Raw genomic sequence first — 15,949 nt, 5'->3', positions numbered from 1 at the left:
GCTTCGCACCCCGCCCCCGGAAGTGAACGCCTGAGCGACCCCGCGCCCATTTGTACTTTCCACCAGACGGAATATTCCGCAGTGAAACAAACCGATAGGATCCGCCTCATGCGCCGTTCCAAAATCGTCTGCACGCTGGGCCCCGCCGTCGACTCGTACGAGCAGCTGAAAGCGCTCATCGAGGCCGGTATGAACGTGGCCCGATTCAACATGAGCCACGGAACCCAGGCCGAGCACCAGGAGCGGTACGACCGTCTCCGCAGGGCGGTGGCGGACACCGGCCGCGCCGTGGGCGTGCTCGCCGACCTCCAGGGCCCCAAGATCCGTCTGGAGACCTTCGCGGAGGGTCCCGTCGAGCTGGTGCGCGGTGACGAGTTCACCATCACCACCGAGGACGTCCCGGGTGACAAGTCCATCTGCGGCACCACGTACAAGGGCCTGCCGGGTGACGTCTCCAAGGGCGACCAGGTCCTGATCAACGACGGCAACGTCGAGCTGCGGGTCGTCGAGATCGAGGGCCCGCGGGTGAAGACCGTGGTCATCGAGGGCGGTGTCATCTCCGACCACAAGGGCATCAACCTGCCCGGTGCGGCGGTCAACGTCCCGGCCCTGTCCGAGAAGGACGTCGAGGACCTGCGGTTCGCGCTGCGGATGGGCTGCGACATGGTCGCCCTCTCCTTCGTCCGCAACGCCGAGGACGTCAAGGACGTCCACAAGGTGATGGACGAGGAGGGCCGCCGGGTCCCCGTCATCGCCAAGGTGGAGAAGCCGCAGGCGGTCGAGAACATGGCGGACGTGGTCGCCGCCTTCGACGCCGTCATGGTCGCCCGTGGCGACCTCGCGGTGGAGTACCCGCTGGAGAAGGTCCCGATGGTGCAGAAGCGCCTCGTGGAGATGTGCCGCCGCAACGCCAAGCCGGTCATCGTCGCCACCCAGATGATGGAGTCGATGATCACCAACTCCCGCCCCACCCGCGCCGAGGCCTCCGACGTGGCCAACGCGATCCTGGACGGCGCGGACGCGGTCATGCTGTCGGCGGAGTCCTCCGTGGGCGCGTACCCGATCGAGACCGTGAAGACGATGTCGAAGATCGTCGCCGCGGCCGAGGAGGAGCTGCTCTCCAAGGGCCTGCAGCCGCTCGTACCCGGCAAGAAGCCGCGTACGCAGGGCGGTTCGGTGGCCCGCGCGGCCTGCGAGATCGCCGACTTCCTGGGCGGCAAGGCGCTGATCGCCTTCACCCAGTCCGGCGACACCGCGCGCCGCCTGTCCCGCTACCGGACGATCCAGCCGATCCTGGCCTTCACCACGGACGAGTCCACCCGCAACCAGCTCACCCTGAGCTGGGGCGTGGAGTCCTTCCTCGTCCCGTTCGTGGAGACCACGGACGCGATGGTCGACATCGTCGACGCGGAGCTGCTGAAGCTCCAGCGCTACAACGCGGGCGACACCATGGTCATCACCGCCGGCTCGCCCCCCGGCGTCCCCGGAACCACCAACATGGTCCGCGTCCACCACCTGGGCGGCGGCAACGCCTGACGCTCCCGTGCCCCTCGGGCACACGGCACGACGAGGGCCCCCGTCCGGATCGGACGGGGGCCCTCGTCATGTGCGGCTCCCCGGAAGGGTTCGGGACCGGTCAGTTGGGCTCGATCGTGTTACGGAGACCGGGGACCGTGAGGGTGCCGCCGAACTGGCCGGCCTGGATGACCTCCACGTTCGAGAAGAACGCGAACGGCACGTCGAGCGGCGGCGGGGTCTGCGGGTTGAAGGTGACCGGGATCAGGCCGAAGAGGTTGCCCTTCAGCTGCTCCGTGTACATGGTCACCGTGCCGTTGGTCATGGTCGACGTCGACCCCTTGTCGGACCGTACGTGTCCCGTCAGGCCCTCCGAGTGGACGGTGCGCTGGTGCAGGTCCTTGATGTCCACGCCGTCCTTGGCGGTGAACTTCAGGACCTTCTTGATCTTCCCACTGCCCGTCTTGACCTCGACGATGCCGTGGTACTTGAGCCCCTTCAGCGTGAGCAGCGAGCTGTTGAGGACCCACGGCTCGTCCGGCAGGAGCGGGATGCCCGGCTCCAGTTCGGCCGCCGCGAGCGCCTCGGGGTCGGGCTCGGGGCACGGGAAGCGCGGCTTGGCGCCGTCGGGTATGTCCTCGTCCTTCTTGGCGTCGAGGCCCTTGGCGTCCTCCGGCAGCTCCTCGACCTTCAGGCCCGCCTCGTCGGCGGCCTTCTCGATGGCGGCCTTGGTCCTGTCGACCGGGCCGTCGTCGGGCGTGGTCGCCTTGCCCGGCTTCGGAGCCGTCGTGGCCGGCTTCGTCGGCTCGGGCGCCTTGGTGGGCGCCGTCGCGGTCGGCGTCGGGGTGGCCGACGGCGTGGTGTTCGGCCCGTCGAAGAGGTCCTTGATCTTGTCGCCGACGCCCAGCGGGTCGAGCGGGTTGACGCTCTTCGTCGGCGTCGCCGTCGGGGTCGGCGTCGGAGCCGGGGACTCCTGCTGGGCGGCGCGCTGCTCCGTCGTGGCCGTCGCCGAGGGGCTGGCGGTCGGCTTCGGCGACTCCTGCTCCCCGGTGGCCTCCGGCTTCGGCGACTCGCCGGCGCCCGTGCTCGTGCTCGCCGTCGGCTTGGGCGTCTCGGCGGGCTTCGTCGGCTCCTGCGTCACCGGCTCGTCCGAGCGGGTCACGCACGGACCGGGCGCGAAGGGGATGTCCTTCTCGTCGGCGACGGCGAGCCTGGGCGCCATACCCATGCCCATGAGGACCGCGGTCGGCATGGCGGCCAGGGCCATGGCCTTGCCCGCGGGTCCCTGGATCTTGTTCAGCAGCGACTTACGCGGGGCCGCGTGCCGCGGACCCCTGCGAGCCACAGCGGCGCCGTCCGCAGCCGCCGCCGACTGCGCCGACTGTGTTTCGTCACCCCGCACTGTTCCTCCCGCCGTTGGCGTCGATCGTCGTTTCGGTCGCCTGCGCACCGGGACCCGCCTGCGGGTCCGGCTCCTCACCGGCGCGCTGCTCCGGGACCGGGGCCTTGTCGAAGTCGACCGCGCGGGTCGCCTCCGTCGTCTCGGTTCCGTGCTGCTGACCGTCGTACTCGTGCTCGCCCGCCACGGCCTGCGCGCGCTCGTCGGCCGGCTCGGCCGACGGCTGTGCCGTCTCCTCCACGGGGGTGCCCGGGGCCCACGCGACGGAGAGTCCGCCGCCGACCAGGGCGAGCAGGAAGCCCATGAAGAAGCCGCCGAGGTTGGAGACCGGGATGGAGACGAGTGCCAGGACGATCGCCGCGACGCCCGCGAACACCCGGACGATGGGCTGGAACCACATCGTCAGTCCGAGCGTCACCAGAAGCACACCGATGATCAGGGCTCCGGCGCCGCCCGTCGTCGCCATCGCGATCGTCATGTTGCCGAGTCGCAGGTCGGCGTACGGGAAGTAGGCGATCGGTACGCCGCCGATCATGGTGAACAGTCCGGCCCAGAAGGGCCGGCCGCCCCGCCAGTGGTGGAAACGGCGCTCGCGCTGGTTCGGGACTCCGCGGGAAGCAGTGGACTCGGCGCTCATGGAAAACAGCTCCCTGGAAGCGGTGTTGCGATGAGAAGTGGAGAAGGTGGCGCTGGGGCCGGGAACGGGCGGGGCCGTACGGAACGAACGACGGCCCGCGCCCGCCGGGCAGGTGCTGCCGGGTGCGGCACCGAGTGACTACTCGGTGAAGCACTCCTTGGTGCCCTTGTGCAGCTTCAGGCTCAGGTTGCTGAGCTTGAAGGTTCCGGCGGTGGTCGCCCACGCCTTCTGCTCCACGTTGGTCAGCGTCGCCGTCTCGGCGCGCTGCGAGAAGCCGTACGGGTTGGCCTTCGTACCGGGCTGGATGCCCGGCTTGCCCTCGGACTTCGGGAGCGAACCCGCGGCCACGCCGATGTCGATGTTGCCGAACTCGGCGTCGGCCTTCAGCGAGGAGACATCGAGGTAGATGTCCTTCGCGTAGACCGGCTTCTTCGGGTCGGTGCCGGCGCGCAGCTCCAGCGAGACGTTGCCGATGAACGGCACGTCCGGCGTCACGACGGACTGGCACATGTTGCTGATCCAGGCCTCGGAGAAGCCCGAGACGCCGACCGGCTCCGCGAACGGCTTGCCGTGCAGGTCCTTACCGGCCGCCACGCTGCCGTACTGGACGAAGTCCTTGCCGACAAGGCTGTCGGCCTTCACCTTGAACTCCTGGCCGGAGATGCTGAAGGACGCGGCGAGCGCGCCCTGAGCCAGGCCGACACCGATCGCGGCCGTCGCGGCCACGCTCGGCACCATGACGACGGCGAACCGCTTCCATCTGGTCCCGCCACGAACCTGGGACTTCATGAGAATCCTCCTTCTCGGACGTACATCTCCGGATGGGCCCAGGGGCCCGTCCTGGGATGGGAGAAGTGCTACGTCCTCGGGAAGGAGCGCCGAAACACCGGGCGCGCGGAGCGTCCGACCTCACCGGCGATCACCCCCGAGCGACAACCACTGGCCACGCCTTGCGCGCAACCTCTTGGACAGGCCCTGCCGGTGAAGGCAGGAACCCCCCTGTCCACGGCCGGCGCCACTGTCGCCGGCCCGCTCGGTGGGGACCCTCGCCGCGGACCCGGTTGGTTGCCGGGTGGGTGCGGTGGAGGACCGAGCGTCGCCGATCGTGGTCCATTCCCGCCGCCCGCACAAGGGGGTTCGTTACTCGCTAGTAACGGCTCGATAACCTCGCCACGACAGCGCGATGCCGCGCGGCCACACAGGGTGCAGCGCGCGGCATCGGCAAAGCGGGATGTTGAAGGGGAAACCCGGACACATTCACGGGTTCGATTTACTGCAAGTAACAGCGGCCGTGATTACCAAGTTTTGGTAAAGCACGGCCGCGTTTTGTCACTGTGTCGCCAAATCGGCGCTCCCCCGGACGGGAGAGAAAGGTCAGAAGAGCACGCGCGCGAGGGCCTGACGGGCCGCCGTGACCCGCGGGTCCTCCGGCCCGATGACCTCGAACAGCTCCAGGAGCCGCAGCCGCGCCGCGTCCCGCTCCTCGCCGGCCGTACGCCGCACGGCGTCCACCAGCCGCCCGAAGGCGTCCTCGACATGACCGCCCACCAGATCGAGATCGGCGGCGGCGATCTGCGCGGCGGCGTCGGCCGGGTTGTCGGCCGCGTTCTTCCGCACCTGCTGCGGGTCCATGTCCTGCACCCGGGCGAGCAGCTCGGCCTGGGCCAGACCCAGCTTCGCCTCCGGGTGACCGGGGTCGTCGGCGAGCACGTTCTTGTACGCCTGGACCGCACCGGCCAGGTCGCCCGCGTCCAGCGCCGACATGGCCGCTTCGAGCAGGGCGTCGTACGGGCCGGCCGGCACCGGGGCCGCGGTGGCGGCGCCGTCGGACTCGGCGTTCGGGTCGACCGCGATGCCCGTCAGGCCGAAGCGCTCCTCGCCGACCTGGATCAGCTGGTCCAGGGTCTGGCGGATCTGGGCCTCGGGCGCCGCGCCCTGGAAGAGCGGGAGCGCCTGGCCGGCGACCACCGCGAAAACGGCCGGAATCCCCTGGATGCCGAACTGCTGCATCAGCATCTGGTTGGCGTCGACGTCGACCTTGGCCAACAGGAAGCGGCCGTTGTACTCGACGGCGAGGCGCTCCAGGAGGGGGCCGAGCTGCTTGCACGGCTCGCACCACTCGGCCCAGAAGTCGATGACGACCGGAACCTCGGCCGAGCGCTGGAGGACATCCCGCTCGAAGCCGGCCTCGTCGACATCGATCACCAGGGCAGAGGGGGCGACGGCGGAGGGGCCACCCTGCCGGGCGGCCTCGGCGCGCGCCTGCTCCGCCTTCGCCTTGGCCTCACCGGCCGCCTTCACCGCGGCGAGGTCGACGACGCCGCTCATGGACATGTTTCTGGGCTGCATGAGTACATCCTCCCCCTTCCGCGCGCGTAACCGGTACGTCATGGCTGAACCGTGCACCATGGTGCACGGTTCCCGTTCGTTCGCGCCGGGTCCCCACCCGGCGCATGTGGTTGTCGCTCAGGCGGACCGAGGCCGTCGGGACGGTCGATCGCACCTTTCGCTACGGGTCGTAGCGTAACTGTCCCGGTCGGCCCAGGGGAAGGACTCCTCGGTGAACTGGCTCACATCGCGCGCCTCTGGCGCAATACCTACCGGCGGGTATGGTCGACCTCCATGTGTAGCCGCACCAGCCGACGAAGCCGTACCGGACGCCCCCGCAGCGCCGAGGCCGACGCGGCGATCCTCGACGCGACCCGGGCCGCGCTGGTCGAGCTGGGCTGGTCGAAGCTGACGATGGGCGACGTGGCGGGCCGCGCGGGGGTCGCCAAGACCACCCTCTACCGGCGCTGGGCGAGCAAGAACGAGCTGGTCGTGGACGCCGTGGCCGTCCTCTTCGACGAACTCGAACTCCCCGACCTCGGTTCCCTCCAGGCCGACATCGAGCACGTGGTCCTCCAGTTCGCCGCGCTGCTCCAGCGCCCCGAGACCAAGACCGCGCTGATGGCGGTGGTGGCGGAGTCCACCCGGGACGAGCCGCTGCGCGAACGCATCCGCACCTCCATCGTCGACCGGCAGAAGCGGCTGGTCCTCGAAGGCCGCCAGCGCGCCCAGGATCGCGGCGAGCTGCCCGTCGACCGCGACCCGTCGTCGGTCGACTCCACCGACGACCTGATCTTCGACGTGATCGCCGGCGCGGTGGTCCACCGGGCCCTGGTGAGCGCGGAACCGGTCGACGCGGCCTGGGTCCAGCGCTTCACGGCCCTGCTGCTCGGCGGCCTGGGCGCGGCGGCGGCCACGACCTAGGGAGTGTCCGGAAAGTATGGTCGTCCGCCCGAAGGGCGGGGCTCACGGCGTCCGGTGCGTGCGATCGCAAGGCGGAGGAGGGAGTCGACGCGGAGCGTCGGCGACCGACGACAACGCGGCGAGCGTGCGTGCCGGACGCCGTGAGCCAGGCCAGACTTTCCGGACACGACCTAGGGTGACGGTCGTGACGATCACTCTGAACAGCACGGTCCGCGCCCTCCTGGACGACGTCAACCCCGCGGTCCTGGCCACCGTCCACCCCGACGGCTCCCCGCAGACCTCGGTGGTCTGGGTGGGCAGGGACGGCGACGACCTCCTGATCTCCTCCCAGGCCGGCCGCCGCAAGGTCCGGAACATCGAGGCCGACCCCCGGGTCAGCCTGACCGTGTACGACCGCGAGGACGCGCAGCTGTACGCCGAGATACGGGGCACGGCCACGGTCACCGAGGACGTCGGCCGCGCGCTCGCGGTCGCGCTGGACGAGCGGTACGAGGGCCCGGGCGCCGGTCAGGACTACCTCGACCTGCCGCCGGAGGTGGTGCGGGTGGTCATCCGCGTCACGCCGACGAAGGTCGTCGGCACGGCCGCGCGGAAGTAGCCGGAGCCGAAGGGGCGGTACGGAGGGTTCCGTACCGCCCCTTCGCGAACGCGCCCTAGAAGCCGGGGGGCTCCGTGTAGATGCCCCACTCCTCGCGGAGCACGTCGCAGATCTCGCCGAGCGTGGCCTCCGCCCGTACCGCGTCGAGCATCGGGCCGATCATGTTGGAGCCGTCCCGGGCCGCCGCCAGCATCGAGTCGAGCGCGGCGCGCACCCGGGCGTCGTCACGGCGGGCCTTGCGCTCGCCGAGGACCCGGACCTGCTCCCGCTCGACCTCGTGGCTGACCCGCAGGATCTCCAGGTCGCCGGTGACCGAGCCGTGGTGGACGTTGACGCCGACGACCCGCTTGTCGCCCTTCTCCAGGGACTGCTGGTACTGGAAGGCGGACTCGGCGATCTCGCCGGTGAACCAGCCGTCCTCGATGCCGCGCAGGATGCCGGAGGTGATCGGACCGATCGGGTGCTGCCCGTCCGGGTGGGCCCGCCGACCGCGCTCCTTGATCTGGTCGAAGATCTTCTCGGCGTCGGCCTCGATGCGGTCGGTGAGCTGCTCGACGAACCAGGAGCCGCCGAGCGGGTCGGCCACGTTGGCCACACCCGTCTCCTCCATCAGCACCTGCTGCGTGCGCAGCGCGATCTCGGCGGCCTGCTCGCTGGGGAGCGCGAGGGTCTCGTCGAGGGCGTTGGTGTGCAGCGAGTTCGTACCGCCGAGGACGGCCGCGAGCGCCTCCACCGCCGTCCGTACGACGTTGTTGTACGGCTGCTGTGCGGTGAGCGAGACACCGGCGGTCTGGGTGTGGAAGCGGAGCCACTGCGCCTTGTCGGTCTTCGCGCCGTATACCTCCTTCATCCAGCGGGCCCAGATCCGGCGGGCGGCGCGGAACTTGGCGATCTCCTCGAAGAAGTCGAGGTGCGCGTCGAAGAAGAAGGAGAGGCCGGGGGCGAAGACGTCGACGTCCAGGCCGCGGGAGAGGCCGAGCTCCACGTAGCCGAAGCCGTCGGCGAGGGTGTACGCGAGCTCCTGCGCGGCCGTCGCCCCTGCCTCGCGGATGTGGTAGCCGGAGACGGAGAGCGGCTTGTAGGCGGGGATGCCCTGGGCACAGTGCTCCATCAGGTCGCCGATGAGGCGCAGGTGCGGCTCGGGCTGGAAGAGCCACTCCTTCTGGGCGATGTACTCCTTGAAGATGTCGGTCTGGAGCGTCCCGTTGAGGACGGCCGGGTCGACGCCCTGTCGCTCGGCGGCGACCAGGTACATGCAGAAGACGGGCACGGCCGGCCCGGAGATGGTCATCGAGGTGGTGACGTCGCCGAGCGGGATGTCCTTGAAGAGGACCTCCATGTCGGCGGCGGAGTCGATGGCGACCCCGCAGTGGCCGACCTCGCCGAGCGAGCGCGGGTCGTCGGAGTCGCGGCCCATGAGCGTGGGCATGTCGAAGGCGACGCTCAGGCCGCCTCCGCCGGCGGCCAGGATCATCTTGTACCGCTCGTTGGTCTGCTCGGCGTTGCCGAAGCCGGCGAACTGGCGGATGGTCCAGGTGCGGCCGCGGTAGCCGGTGGGGTGCAGACCGCGGGTGAACGGGTACTCCCCGGGCCAGCCGATGCGCTCGAAGCCCTCGTAGGTGTCTCCGGGCCGGGGCCCGTAGACGGGCTCCACGGTGTCGCCGGAGAGCGTGGTGAAGTCCGCGTCCCGCTTGCGGGCCTTGTCGTACCGGGCCTGCCAGCGGCGGCGGCCTTCTTCGATGGCGTCAGCGTCCATGCTTCGAATTTACTAGGACGTCCTAGTAAATGTCGATGGCAAACCTCCGCACATCCGTGCGGAGGTCGGGGGTCAGGGCCGGGTCAGGCCTTGACGGGAGCCGACTGCGCGCCGCTGACCAGCGGAAGCGTCTCGCGGACGATCCTGCGCTCGACGAAGAAGGCGGCGAACGGAATCGTCCCGGACAGCAGCACCCACAGGAGCTTGCCGAACGGCCACTTCGCCTTGGAGCCGAGGTCGAAGGCGAAGATCAGGTAGATGATGTAGAGGACGCCGTGGGCCTGGGAGACCGCGAAGGTCACGTCCTCGCCCATGTCGAACCCGTACTTGAAGACCATGCAGGTGCACAGCACGAGCAGCATGACGGCGGTCACGTACGCCATGACGCGGTAACGGGTCAGCACGCTGGATTTCATGCCGTCGAGCGTAACGGCACGTTCCGGGCGATCTTCGAGCGGGTCGGGAGCTCCGGTCAGCTCTCGTCGAAGTCGTGCGCGGCGACCCGCAGGGGGCGCAGGAGGGCGAAGATCTCCGCGCACTCCTCGGCGTCGTAAGCCCCCAGACCGAACTCCATCTCCATCAGGTCGCGGGTGGCGGCCTCGACGACCTCGCGCCCCTTCGCGGTGATGGAGGCGAGGGTGCCGCGGCCGTCGTTGGGGTTGGGCCGCTTGTCGACCAGACCGGACTTCACCAGCCGGTCGACGGTGTTGGTGACCGAGGTCGGGTGGACCATCAGCCGCTCGCCGATCTTGGACATCGGAAGCTCACCGGCCTTGGAGAAGGTGAGCAGCACCAGCGCCTCGTACCGCGCGAAGGTCAGTCCGTACGGCTTGACGACGGCGTCGACCTCCGCGAGCAGGATCTGCTGGGCGCGCATGATCGACGTGATCGCGGCCATCGAGGGGACCGGCCCCCAGCGCTTCTGCCAGAGTTCGTCGGCGCGGGCGATGGGATCGAAGGGGAGACTGAGCGGCTTCGGCACGCGTCGACCTTACCCACTGGTCACATGCCGGTCAGCCCCGTCTCGCACTTCGGTCGTCGTGGCCCTGGTCGAGTCCCCGGTGTCGCACCCTGCCCCCGAGTGACCGTTATGTCACGATGACGCGGTGTCCCGCCGCACCTCCACCACGGCCGTCCTGACCCTCCTCACCGCGCTGCTCCTGACCGGATGCGGCGACCCCGAGGAGCCCGCCCGCCCGCCCGTCGGACCGCCCTCCACGCGCGGCGAGGCGGCGGCGCCGGCCGGCGGCTCCCCCTTCTGGGTCGACCCGGACAGCGACGCGGCCCGGCAGGTACGGCAGTACGAGGCGGAGGGCCGCACCGAGGACGCGCGGGTGCTGAAGCGGATCGCCGAGCGGCCGGTCGCCGAGTGGCCGGCCGGGGACGATCCCGTACCGGACATCAGCAAGGCCGTGCGCGGGGCCGCCGCCGACAGGCGGACCGTGGTCCTCGTCGCGTATAACATCCCGCACCGGGACTGCGGGATGTACTCGGCGGGCGGCTCGCACGACGCGCAGGCCTACCGCACCTGGGTCGACTCCTTCGCCTCCGCGATCGGGGACGCCCCCGCGATCGTCGTCCTGGAGCCGGACGCGGTGCCGCACGTCGTGGACGGCTGCACACCCGCCCAGTACCACGACGAGCGCTACCGGTTGCTCTCCGACGCGATCGACCGGCTGAAGCGGCAGCCGAACACCCGGGTCTATCTGGACGCGGGCAACCCGGCCTGGATCGACGACCCGGGCAAGCTGGTGGAGCCGCTGCGCCGGGCCGGGATCGCCCGGGCCGACGGCTTCTCGCTGAACGTCTCCAACTTCCAGACCAACGACACCGTGAAGGGCTTCGGCGCCGCGCTCTCCGCCCGGCTCGACGGCGCGCACTTCACCGTCGACACCAGCCGCAACGGCGAGGGCCCCCTGCCGGGCGACCGGGAGCAGGCCTGGTGCAACCCACCGGGCCGCGCCCTCGGCGTCCCGCCCACCGACCGCACGGGCGACGAACTGGTCGACGCCTACCTGTGGATCAAACGCCCCGGCGACTCGGACGGCACCTGCCGAGGCGGCCCGGCCGCCGGCACCTGGTGGCCGGACTACGCCCTGGGCCTGGCCCGCCGGGCGAAGGCCTAGGCGAAGGCCTAACGGACGCCGACCTGCACCCACCGCGCCTCCGACGAGATGCCGTCGGCGTCCGTGACGAAGAGCATGTACCAGCCCGGGGGTACCAGGGTGCGGTCGAGGGGGACCTCGACGGTCAGGGAGTCCTTCGTCTTCGTCAGGCCCAGCGCCACCGACCGCTGTTCGACGTCCGTGGTGTGGGTGACGGCGCTGGGGCGCATCAGGCGGGCCTTGGTGATGCGGGACGCGTCCTTGGTCCTGAACGTCACGCGGCCGTTCTGGTCGAGTTCCCGCGGGCCCTCCTCAAGGGTGGGGCGGTTGTCGCCGGCGCGGTGCAGGGAGGGCGGGGTGAAGACCTCGATCCGCTGCTCGAAGCTGCCGAGCTTGGTGTTGGCCTGGTTGCCGTAGAGCGGGTCGGAGCCGAAGGTGGCGACCCGGCCGTCGGGCAGCAGCAGCGCCTCGGAGTGGTAGTTGCGGCCCACGGTCGGATCGGCCGCCGCCGAGAAGGCGTTGGCCCTGGGGTCGTAGAACTGGGCCTTGAGGATGTCGCTGCCCCCGGCGCCCCGGTACTGCTCGGAGCCGCCGGTGGTGAAGACGGTGTCGTCGGGCAGGAGCACGCTGCTGAGGTAGCGGGTGCCCTGCGGGAGCGCCGGGCCGTCCCGGAAGGCCGGGGTGTCCTTGGAGAGGTCGATGACCGAGGTACGGGCGGTGGACTTCGGGGACTCGCCGACCCCGCCGCCGCCGAGGACCATGACCTTCTGGTCCTGGACGGGCGGCAGCATCAGGGAGGCGGAGGTCTCCAGCTGGTCGGGGTCGGTCAGCCCGCCGAGCTTGGTGAAGGCGTTCTTCTTCAGGTCCCACAGCCCCGGCTCGCGGCCCTTCTCCGCCGGGCCGTAGCCCGCGTTGGATCCGGTGTAGAGGAGCTTGCCGCCCTTGGTGAGGAAGAGGGCCGGGTAGGTGGGGAAGTAGCGGAAGGGACCCTTGGACCACTTCTTGGTCTTCGGGTCGTAGATCTCGTTGTCGCCGGGGACCACGTCGCCGACGTCGTTGAGTCCGGAGACGGCGAGCACCTTGCCGTCCTGGAGGGTGACGAGCGTCGGGTACCAGCGGGCGTCCTTCATCGGGGCGACGGGGATGTACTTCTCCGCCTTCGGGTCGAACTCGTAGGCGCCCTTGATGCCCTGGAAGTCCTGCTTCTCGGTGGTGAGCCGCTGGGCGAGGCCGTAGACGTTGTCGGCGTCGTCGCCCTTGAGCCCGACGACCTCGTACTGCGCGGCCTGGGTGGTGAGCGCCTGCGCGCCCTCCTCCTTCGCCTCGACGAAGACCCGCGCCTCGGCGGCGGTGACCTTGGTCTGCCAGGGCTTCATCTGGCCGCTCTTGAAGTACGAGATCTCGAAGTCGCGCTTGGCCTTGGGGACCGTGACGTCGAACTTCGACACGTACTCGACCCCGGACGGGGAGCGGAAGACCGTGCCCTTCTTGAGGGTGATCGCCTTGTCGGGGCTCTCGTTCTTGACCCGCATCCCGCCGCCGGCCCGCTTGACCTCGCCGTCGAGGATCTCGTAGCGGGCGGTGCCGCCGGCCACCAGGAGGCGGCCGTCGGCGAGCTGGGTGTGGCCGGAGCAGAAGAAGTCCTCGGGGGTGGGGATCTTCTTGAAGGTGTTCTTCTTCGGGTCCCAGAGGATGGTGTCGAAGGTGCCCGAGTCGAACTTCTTCTGGTCGTTGCCGGAGCCGGCGATGAGCAGCACCTTGCCGGTGTGCAGCAGCGCCGCGTGGATGGCGTTGACGCTGTACCCGGCCGGGACGTCGACCGGCGACCAGGAGCCGAACCGTTTCTTGTACCCGGGCTGGGCGATCTTGTACGCGTGGTACTTCTCTCCGACGAAGGAGACCGCCGCGGGCGCGTTGAGGGCCGCGAGGACCACGACGGCGCCGCTGCCCAGGAGCGTCTTCTTGAGTTTCTTCGACGGCCGGTAGGCCATGGCTCAGTTCCCTCCGGTCGTCGTGGGCGTGGGGGCCGTGGCCGTGGGCGGGTGCGGGGTGGCGGTGGTACGGACCTCGACGCCCTCGCGGACGTGGGCGAGGCCGCGGGCGCCGGCGCGGGCCCGGACGAGGACGCGGGCCCGGGCGCGGGCCCTCACCTGCCGGCTGCGCTGGTCGCGCAGGACGGTCCAGCCCCAGACCGCCACCGGGGAGAGGGCGATGACCAGGGCGAGCACGGCCCAGGTGCGCATGGCTGCGTGGGTGTGCCGGAAGTGGACGGAGGCGAGCAGCGAGACGGCCAGGACCGCCGCCCAGAAGAGGTGGACTCGGAAGGTGAGGATCCGGTCGGGGCTGGCTTCGCCGCCCTTGGGGGTGACGACGAAGCGGCCGCGGGAGCGCAGAACCGCCGAGCCGAGCGACATGAGGTAGATCGGCGCGCAGAGCGCGGACATCGCCATTCCGGCGAGTCCCCCGGACCCTTCGGGCTCGTGGGGGGAGACGTTGTGGCGGCGGTTCCAGAGGTAGAGGCCGATCTGGAGGGCGACCGCGTCGCTGTAGATCATCAGCCAGACCGAGGAGGAGACCTGGGTCCCGGACGCTCCGAACCAGAGGAAGAGGACGCAGCTGAGGATGCCGAGCAGCCAGTTGATCGCCGTCATCGGGTAGTAGACGAGCATCAGCGTGTAGTTGAGGAAGCGGCCCGGCGGGACCCGGAAGGGTATCTTCCAGTACTGCTTGATCACCGTCTCGAAGGTGCCACGGGACCAGCGCAGCTGCTGGGTGAAGAAGTCGGTCCAGGAGGCCGGGCCCTCGCCGACGGCGAGCACGTCGGGGGTGTAGACGGAGCGCCAGAAGTGGCCGGTGTGCGGGTTCTTCGTGCGGTGCAGCTCGAAGCCGGTGGCCATGTCCTCGGTGATGGAGTCGTACAGCCCGCCGATCTGCAGGACGGCGGAGATCCGTACGACGTTGTTGGTGCCGACGAACATGGGCGCGTGGTAGCGGTTGCCGGCCCGCTGGATCAGCGCGTGGAAGAGGAACTGCTGGGATTCGGCGGCCTTGGTGACGGCCGAGGTGTAGTTGCCGTAGACCTGCGGTCCGACGACGAAGGCGACGTCCGGGTCGCGGAAGTAGCCGAGCATGCGCTCCAGGAAGTTGGGGAGCGGTACGTGGTCGGTGTCGACGGAGGCGAAGAAGTCGTACGCGGCGCCGTGCATCGCCAGCCAGGCGTTGTAGTTGCCGTGTTTGGTGCGGGCCTTGTGGACGCCCTTCGTGCGGTTCCACTCGGGTATGCCGGCCCGGGTGAAGTGCCGGACGCCGAGTTCGGCGCAGAGCGCCTTGGCCTGGTCGTCGTCGCCCTCGTCCAGGAGCCAGACGTCGAGCGTGCCCTCGTGCCGGAGCCTGACGGCCCCTTCGAGGGTGCCCCGGACCATGGAGAGCGGTTCCTTGCCCGGGACGTACGTGGTGAGGAAGGCGACCCGGGTGCCCTTCTCCGGGTGCACGGGTATGGGATCGCGGGCGGCCATCGTCGCGTGCGCGATGGAGACGACGTTCACCAGCATGAAGAAGCAGATCAGCCCGATCGACACGAGCATCACGGCGTCGAGCCCGACGAGCCACCGGGCGCCGCCCTCACGGACGGTCCAGTGGCTGGGCCAGACGAGGTACACGAGCAGCAGCGCGGAGAGCACAGGCGCCAGGGCCATGAGGAGGACGGCGCGTATGCGGTGCGGTTCCTTGGCGATCAGGCTTCGGTACTGCACCGTGTAGGCCGTGGTGTCCGGCTGCGTCAGCGGACCGGCGAGTCGGCTGTAGGTGTCGTAGTCGTAGCCTGTCGGCCGCACGGTGCCTCCAGCTGTCGTCGGACAGGTCGATATCCCCACAAAAGGTGAGAAGCATCGGCGTGTCGACCGGAGTGCGTCCGAGTGAGTTGTTCTCGCCGCGCGTACGGGTGAGCCCCCGCCCTGGAGGGGTCGGGGGCTCGGTGACGCGGTAGCGCGGTTCAGCCGTTCAAGCGACGTTCCACGGTGGCGACTTTGGCGGTCAGACCGTCGGTGACACCCGGTCGGACGTCGGCCTTCAGGACGAGCGACACCCGCGGGGCGCGCGCCTCGACGGCGGCGACGGCGCGCTTGACGACGTCCATGACCTCGTCCCATTCACCCTCGATCGAGGTGAACATCGCGTCGGTACGGTTCGGCAGCCCCGACTCCCGTACGACCCGGACGGCGTCGGCGACGTACTCGCCGACCTCCTCGCCGACGCCGAGCGGGGTGACCGAGAACGCGACGATCATGCGTTCACCGCGCCCTCGCGGCGGGCGCGGGAGGCGATGACGGCGTCCGCGGCCTCGCGCTTGAGCTTGCGCTCGGCGAAGAAGCCGCCGAAGGGCAGCACGGAGAGCACGAAGTAGAGGGCGGCGGTCTTGAACTGCCACTTGGTGCGGTTCCAGGCGTCCAGCCAGAACAGCACGTACAGGATGAAGAGGATGCCGTGGATCGCGCCCATCACCGGCACGGCGTTGAAGTCCGTGGTGCGCTTGAGCACCGAGCAGACGAGCAGCAGCAGGAAGGAGACGGCCTCCGGGGCGGAGACGAGTCGGAGACGGTGGAGGGAGGAGGCGGTCTTGATGTCCACGGGGGTCACCTTCGGTGGGAGGGGGCCGGTGATCTTGTGAATGAATGCACAAGCGTCGGCC

At 69.9% G+C, this 15,949-nt stretch carries 15 protein-coding genes; 4 read left to right on the top strand and 11 right to left on the bottom strand.

The features are described 5' to 3' along the window. The first annotated feature begins 108 nt into the window (after positions 1–108). The gene (pyk, locus tag ACWF79_RS17420; RefSeq protein WP_453728957.1) at positions 109–1,536 is read left to right on the top strand and encodes a pyruvate kinase; all 1,428 of its coding nucleotides are present in this window, start codon (positions 109–111) and stop codon (positions 1,534–1,536) included. A 100-nt stretch (positions 1,537–1,636) separates the two neighbouring features. On the opposite strand, the gene ACWF79_RS17415 is transcribed toward pyk, so the two are convergent. The 4 genes from ACWF79_RS17415 to ACWF79_RS17400 form a co-directional block, all read right to left on the bottom strand. Then, the gene (locus ACWF79_RS17415) at positions 1,637–2,917 is read right to left on the bottom strand and encodes a hypothetical protein (RefSeq protein ID WP_453728956.1); all 1,281 of its coding nucleotides are present in this window, start codon (positions 2,915–2,917) and stop codon (positions 1,637–1,639) included. Further along, complete coding sequence (locus ACWF79_RS17410) at positions 2,907–3,551, bottom strand: DUF6114 domain-containing protein (RefSeq protein WP_453728955.1); 645 nt, start codon at positions 3,549–3,551, stop codon at positions 2,907–2,909. The genes ACWF79_RS17415 and ACWF79_RS17410 overlap by 11 nt, the downstream gene beginning before the upstream one ends. 138 nt (positions 3,552–3,689) lie before the next feature. Beyond that, on the bottom strand, positions 3,690–4,340 hold the full coding sequence (locus tag ACWF79_RS17405) for a DUF6230 family protein (RefSeq protein WP_362410811.1): 651 nt from the start codon (positions 4,338–4,340) through the stop codon (positions 3,690–3,692). Positions 4,341–4,925: 585 nt separating this feature from the next. Beyond that, positions 4,926–5,900 (bottom strand): tetratricopeptide repeat protein, encoded by a 975-nt coding sequence (locus ACWF79_RS17400; RefSeq protein WP_453728954.1) that lies wholly within the window; start codon positions 5,898–5,900, stop codon positions 4,926–4,928. A 273-nt stretch (positions 5,901–6,173) separates the two neighbouring features. Here ACWF79_RS17400 and ACWF79_RS17395 point away from each other — a divergent pair, with 273 nt between their 5' ends. Together ACWF79_RS17395 and ACWF79_RS17390 are read left to right on the top strand one after the other, a co-directional pair. Continuing rightward, a complete protein-coding gene (locus ACWF79_RS17395; protein WP_453728953.1) occupies positions 6,174–6,803 on the top strand; it encodes a TetR/AcrR family transcriptional regulator in 630 nt (209 codons plus the stop codon). A 184-nt stretch (positions 6,804–6,987) separates the two neighbouring features. After that, positions 6,988–7,401: a PPOX class F420-dependent oxidoreductase gene (locus ACWF79_RS17390; RefSeq protein WP_453728952.1), complete on the top strand. Its 414-nt coding sequence runs from the start codon at positions 6,988–6,990 to the stop codon at positions 7,399–7,401. Between the two features lie 55 nt (positions 7,402–7,456). Here the strand turns inward: ACWF79_RS17390 and ACWF79_RS17385 are convergent, their stop codons facing one another. The 3 genes from ACWF79_RS17385 to ACWF79_RS17375 form a co-directional block, all read right to left on the bottom strand. Beyond that, the gene (locus ACWF79_RS17385; RefSeq protein ID WP_453728951.1) at positions 7,457–9,157 is read right to left on the bottom strand and encodes an acyl-CoA mutase large subunit family protein; all 1,701 of its coding nucleotides are present in this window, start codon (positions 9,155–9,157) and stop codon (positions 7,457–7,459) included. An 83-nt stretch (positions 9,158–9,240) separates the two neighbouring features. After that, the gene (locus ACWF79_RS17380) at positions 9,241–9,573 is read right to left on the bottom strand and encodes a DUF3817 domain-containing protein (RefSeq protein ID WP_453728950.1); all 333 of its coding nucleotides are present in this window, start codon (positions 9,571–9,573) and stop codon (positions 9,241–9,243) included. Between the two features lie 56 nt (positions 9,574–9,629). After that, entirely contained in the window at positions 9,630–10,139 is a 510-nt protein-coding gene (locus ACWF79_RS17375) for a MarR family winged helix-turn-helix transcriptional regulator (protein ID WP_453728949.1), read from the bottom strand. A gap of 124 nt (positions 10,140–10,263) precedes the next feature. On the opposite strand from ACWF79_RS17375, the gene ACWF79_RS17370 reads away from it, so the two are divergent. Continuing rightward, on the top strand, positions 10,264–11,283 hold the full coding sequence (locus ACWF79_RS17370; protein ID WP_453728948.1) for a glycoside hydrolase family 6 protein: 1,020 nt from the start codon (positions 10,264–10,266) through the stop codon (positions 11,281–11,283). An 8-nt stretch (positions 11,284–11,291) separates the two neighbouring features. Here the strand turns inward: ACWF79_RS17370 and ACWF79_RS17365 are convergent, their stop codons facing one another. From ACWF79_RS17365 to ACWF79_RS17350, 4 genes are all read right to left on the bottom strand, one after another. Next, complete coding sequence (locus tag ACWF79_RS17365) at positions 11,292–13,253, bottom strand: galactose oxidase-like domain-containing protein (protein WP_453728947.1); 1,962 nt, start codon at positions 13,251–13,253, stop codon at positions 11,292–11,294. A 3-nt stretch (positions 13,254–13,256) separates the two neighbouring features. Continuing rightward, the gene (locus tag ACWF79_RS17360; RefSeq protein ID WP_453728946.1) at positions 13,257–15,095 is read right to left on the bottom strand and encodes a glycosyltransferase family 2 protein; all 1,839 of its coding nucleotides are present in this window, start codon (positions 15,093–15,095) and stop codon (positions 13,257–13,259) included. 158 nt (positions 15,096–15,253) lie between these two features. Beyond that, positions 15,254–15,547 (bottom strand): MTH1187 family thiamine-binding protein, encoded by a 294-nt coding sequence (locus tag ACWF79_RS17355; protein ID WP_453728945.1) that lies wholly within the window; start codon positions 15,545–15,547, stop codon positions 15,254–15,256. Beyond that, positions 15,544–15,888, bottom strand: a complete 345-nt coding sequence (locus ACWF79_RS17350) for a DUF3817 domain-containing protein (RefSeq protein WP_453728944.1) — start codon at positions 15,886–15,888, stop codon at positions 15,544–15,546. The genes ACWF79_RS17355 and ACWF79_RS17350 overlap by 4 nt, the downstream gene beginning before the upstream one ends. Positions 15,889–15,949 lie beyond the last annotated feature (61 nt).

This window comes from Streptomyces sp. NPDC054975, from assembly GCF_053609105.1.
This window is presented reverse-complemented; position numbering and strand designations above follow the sequence as displayed.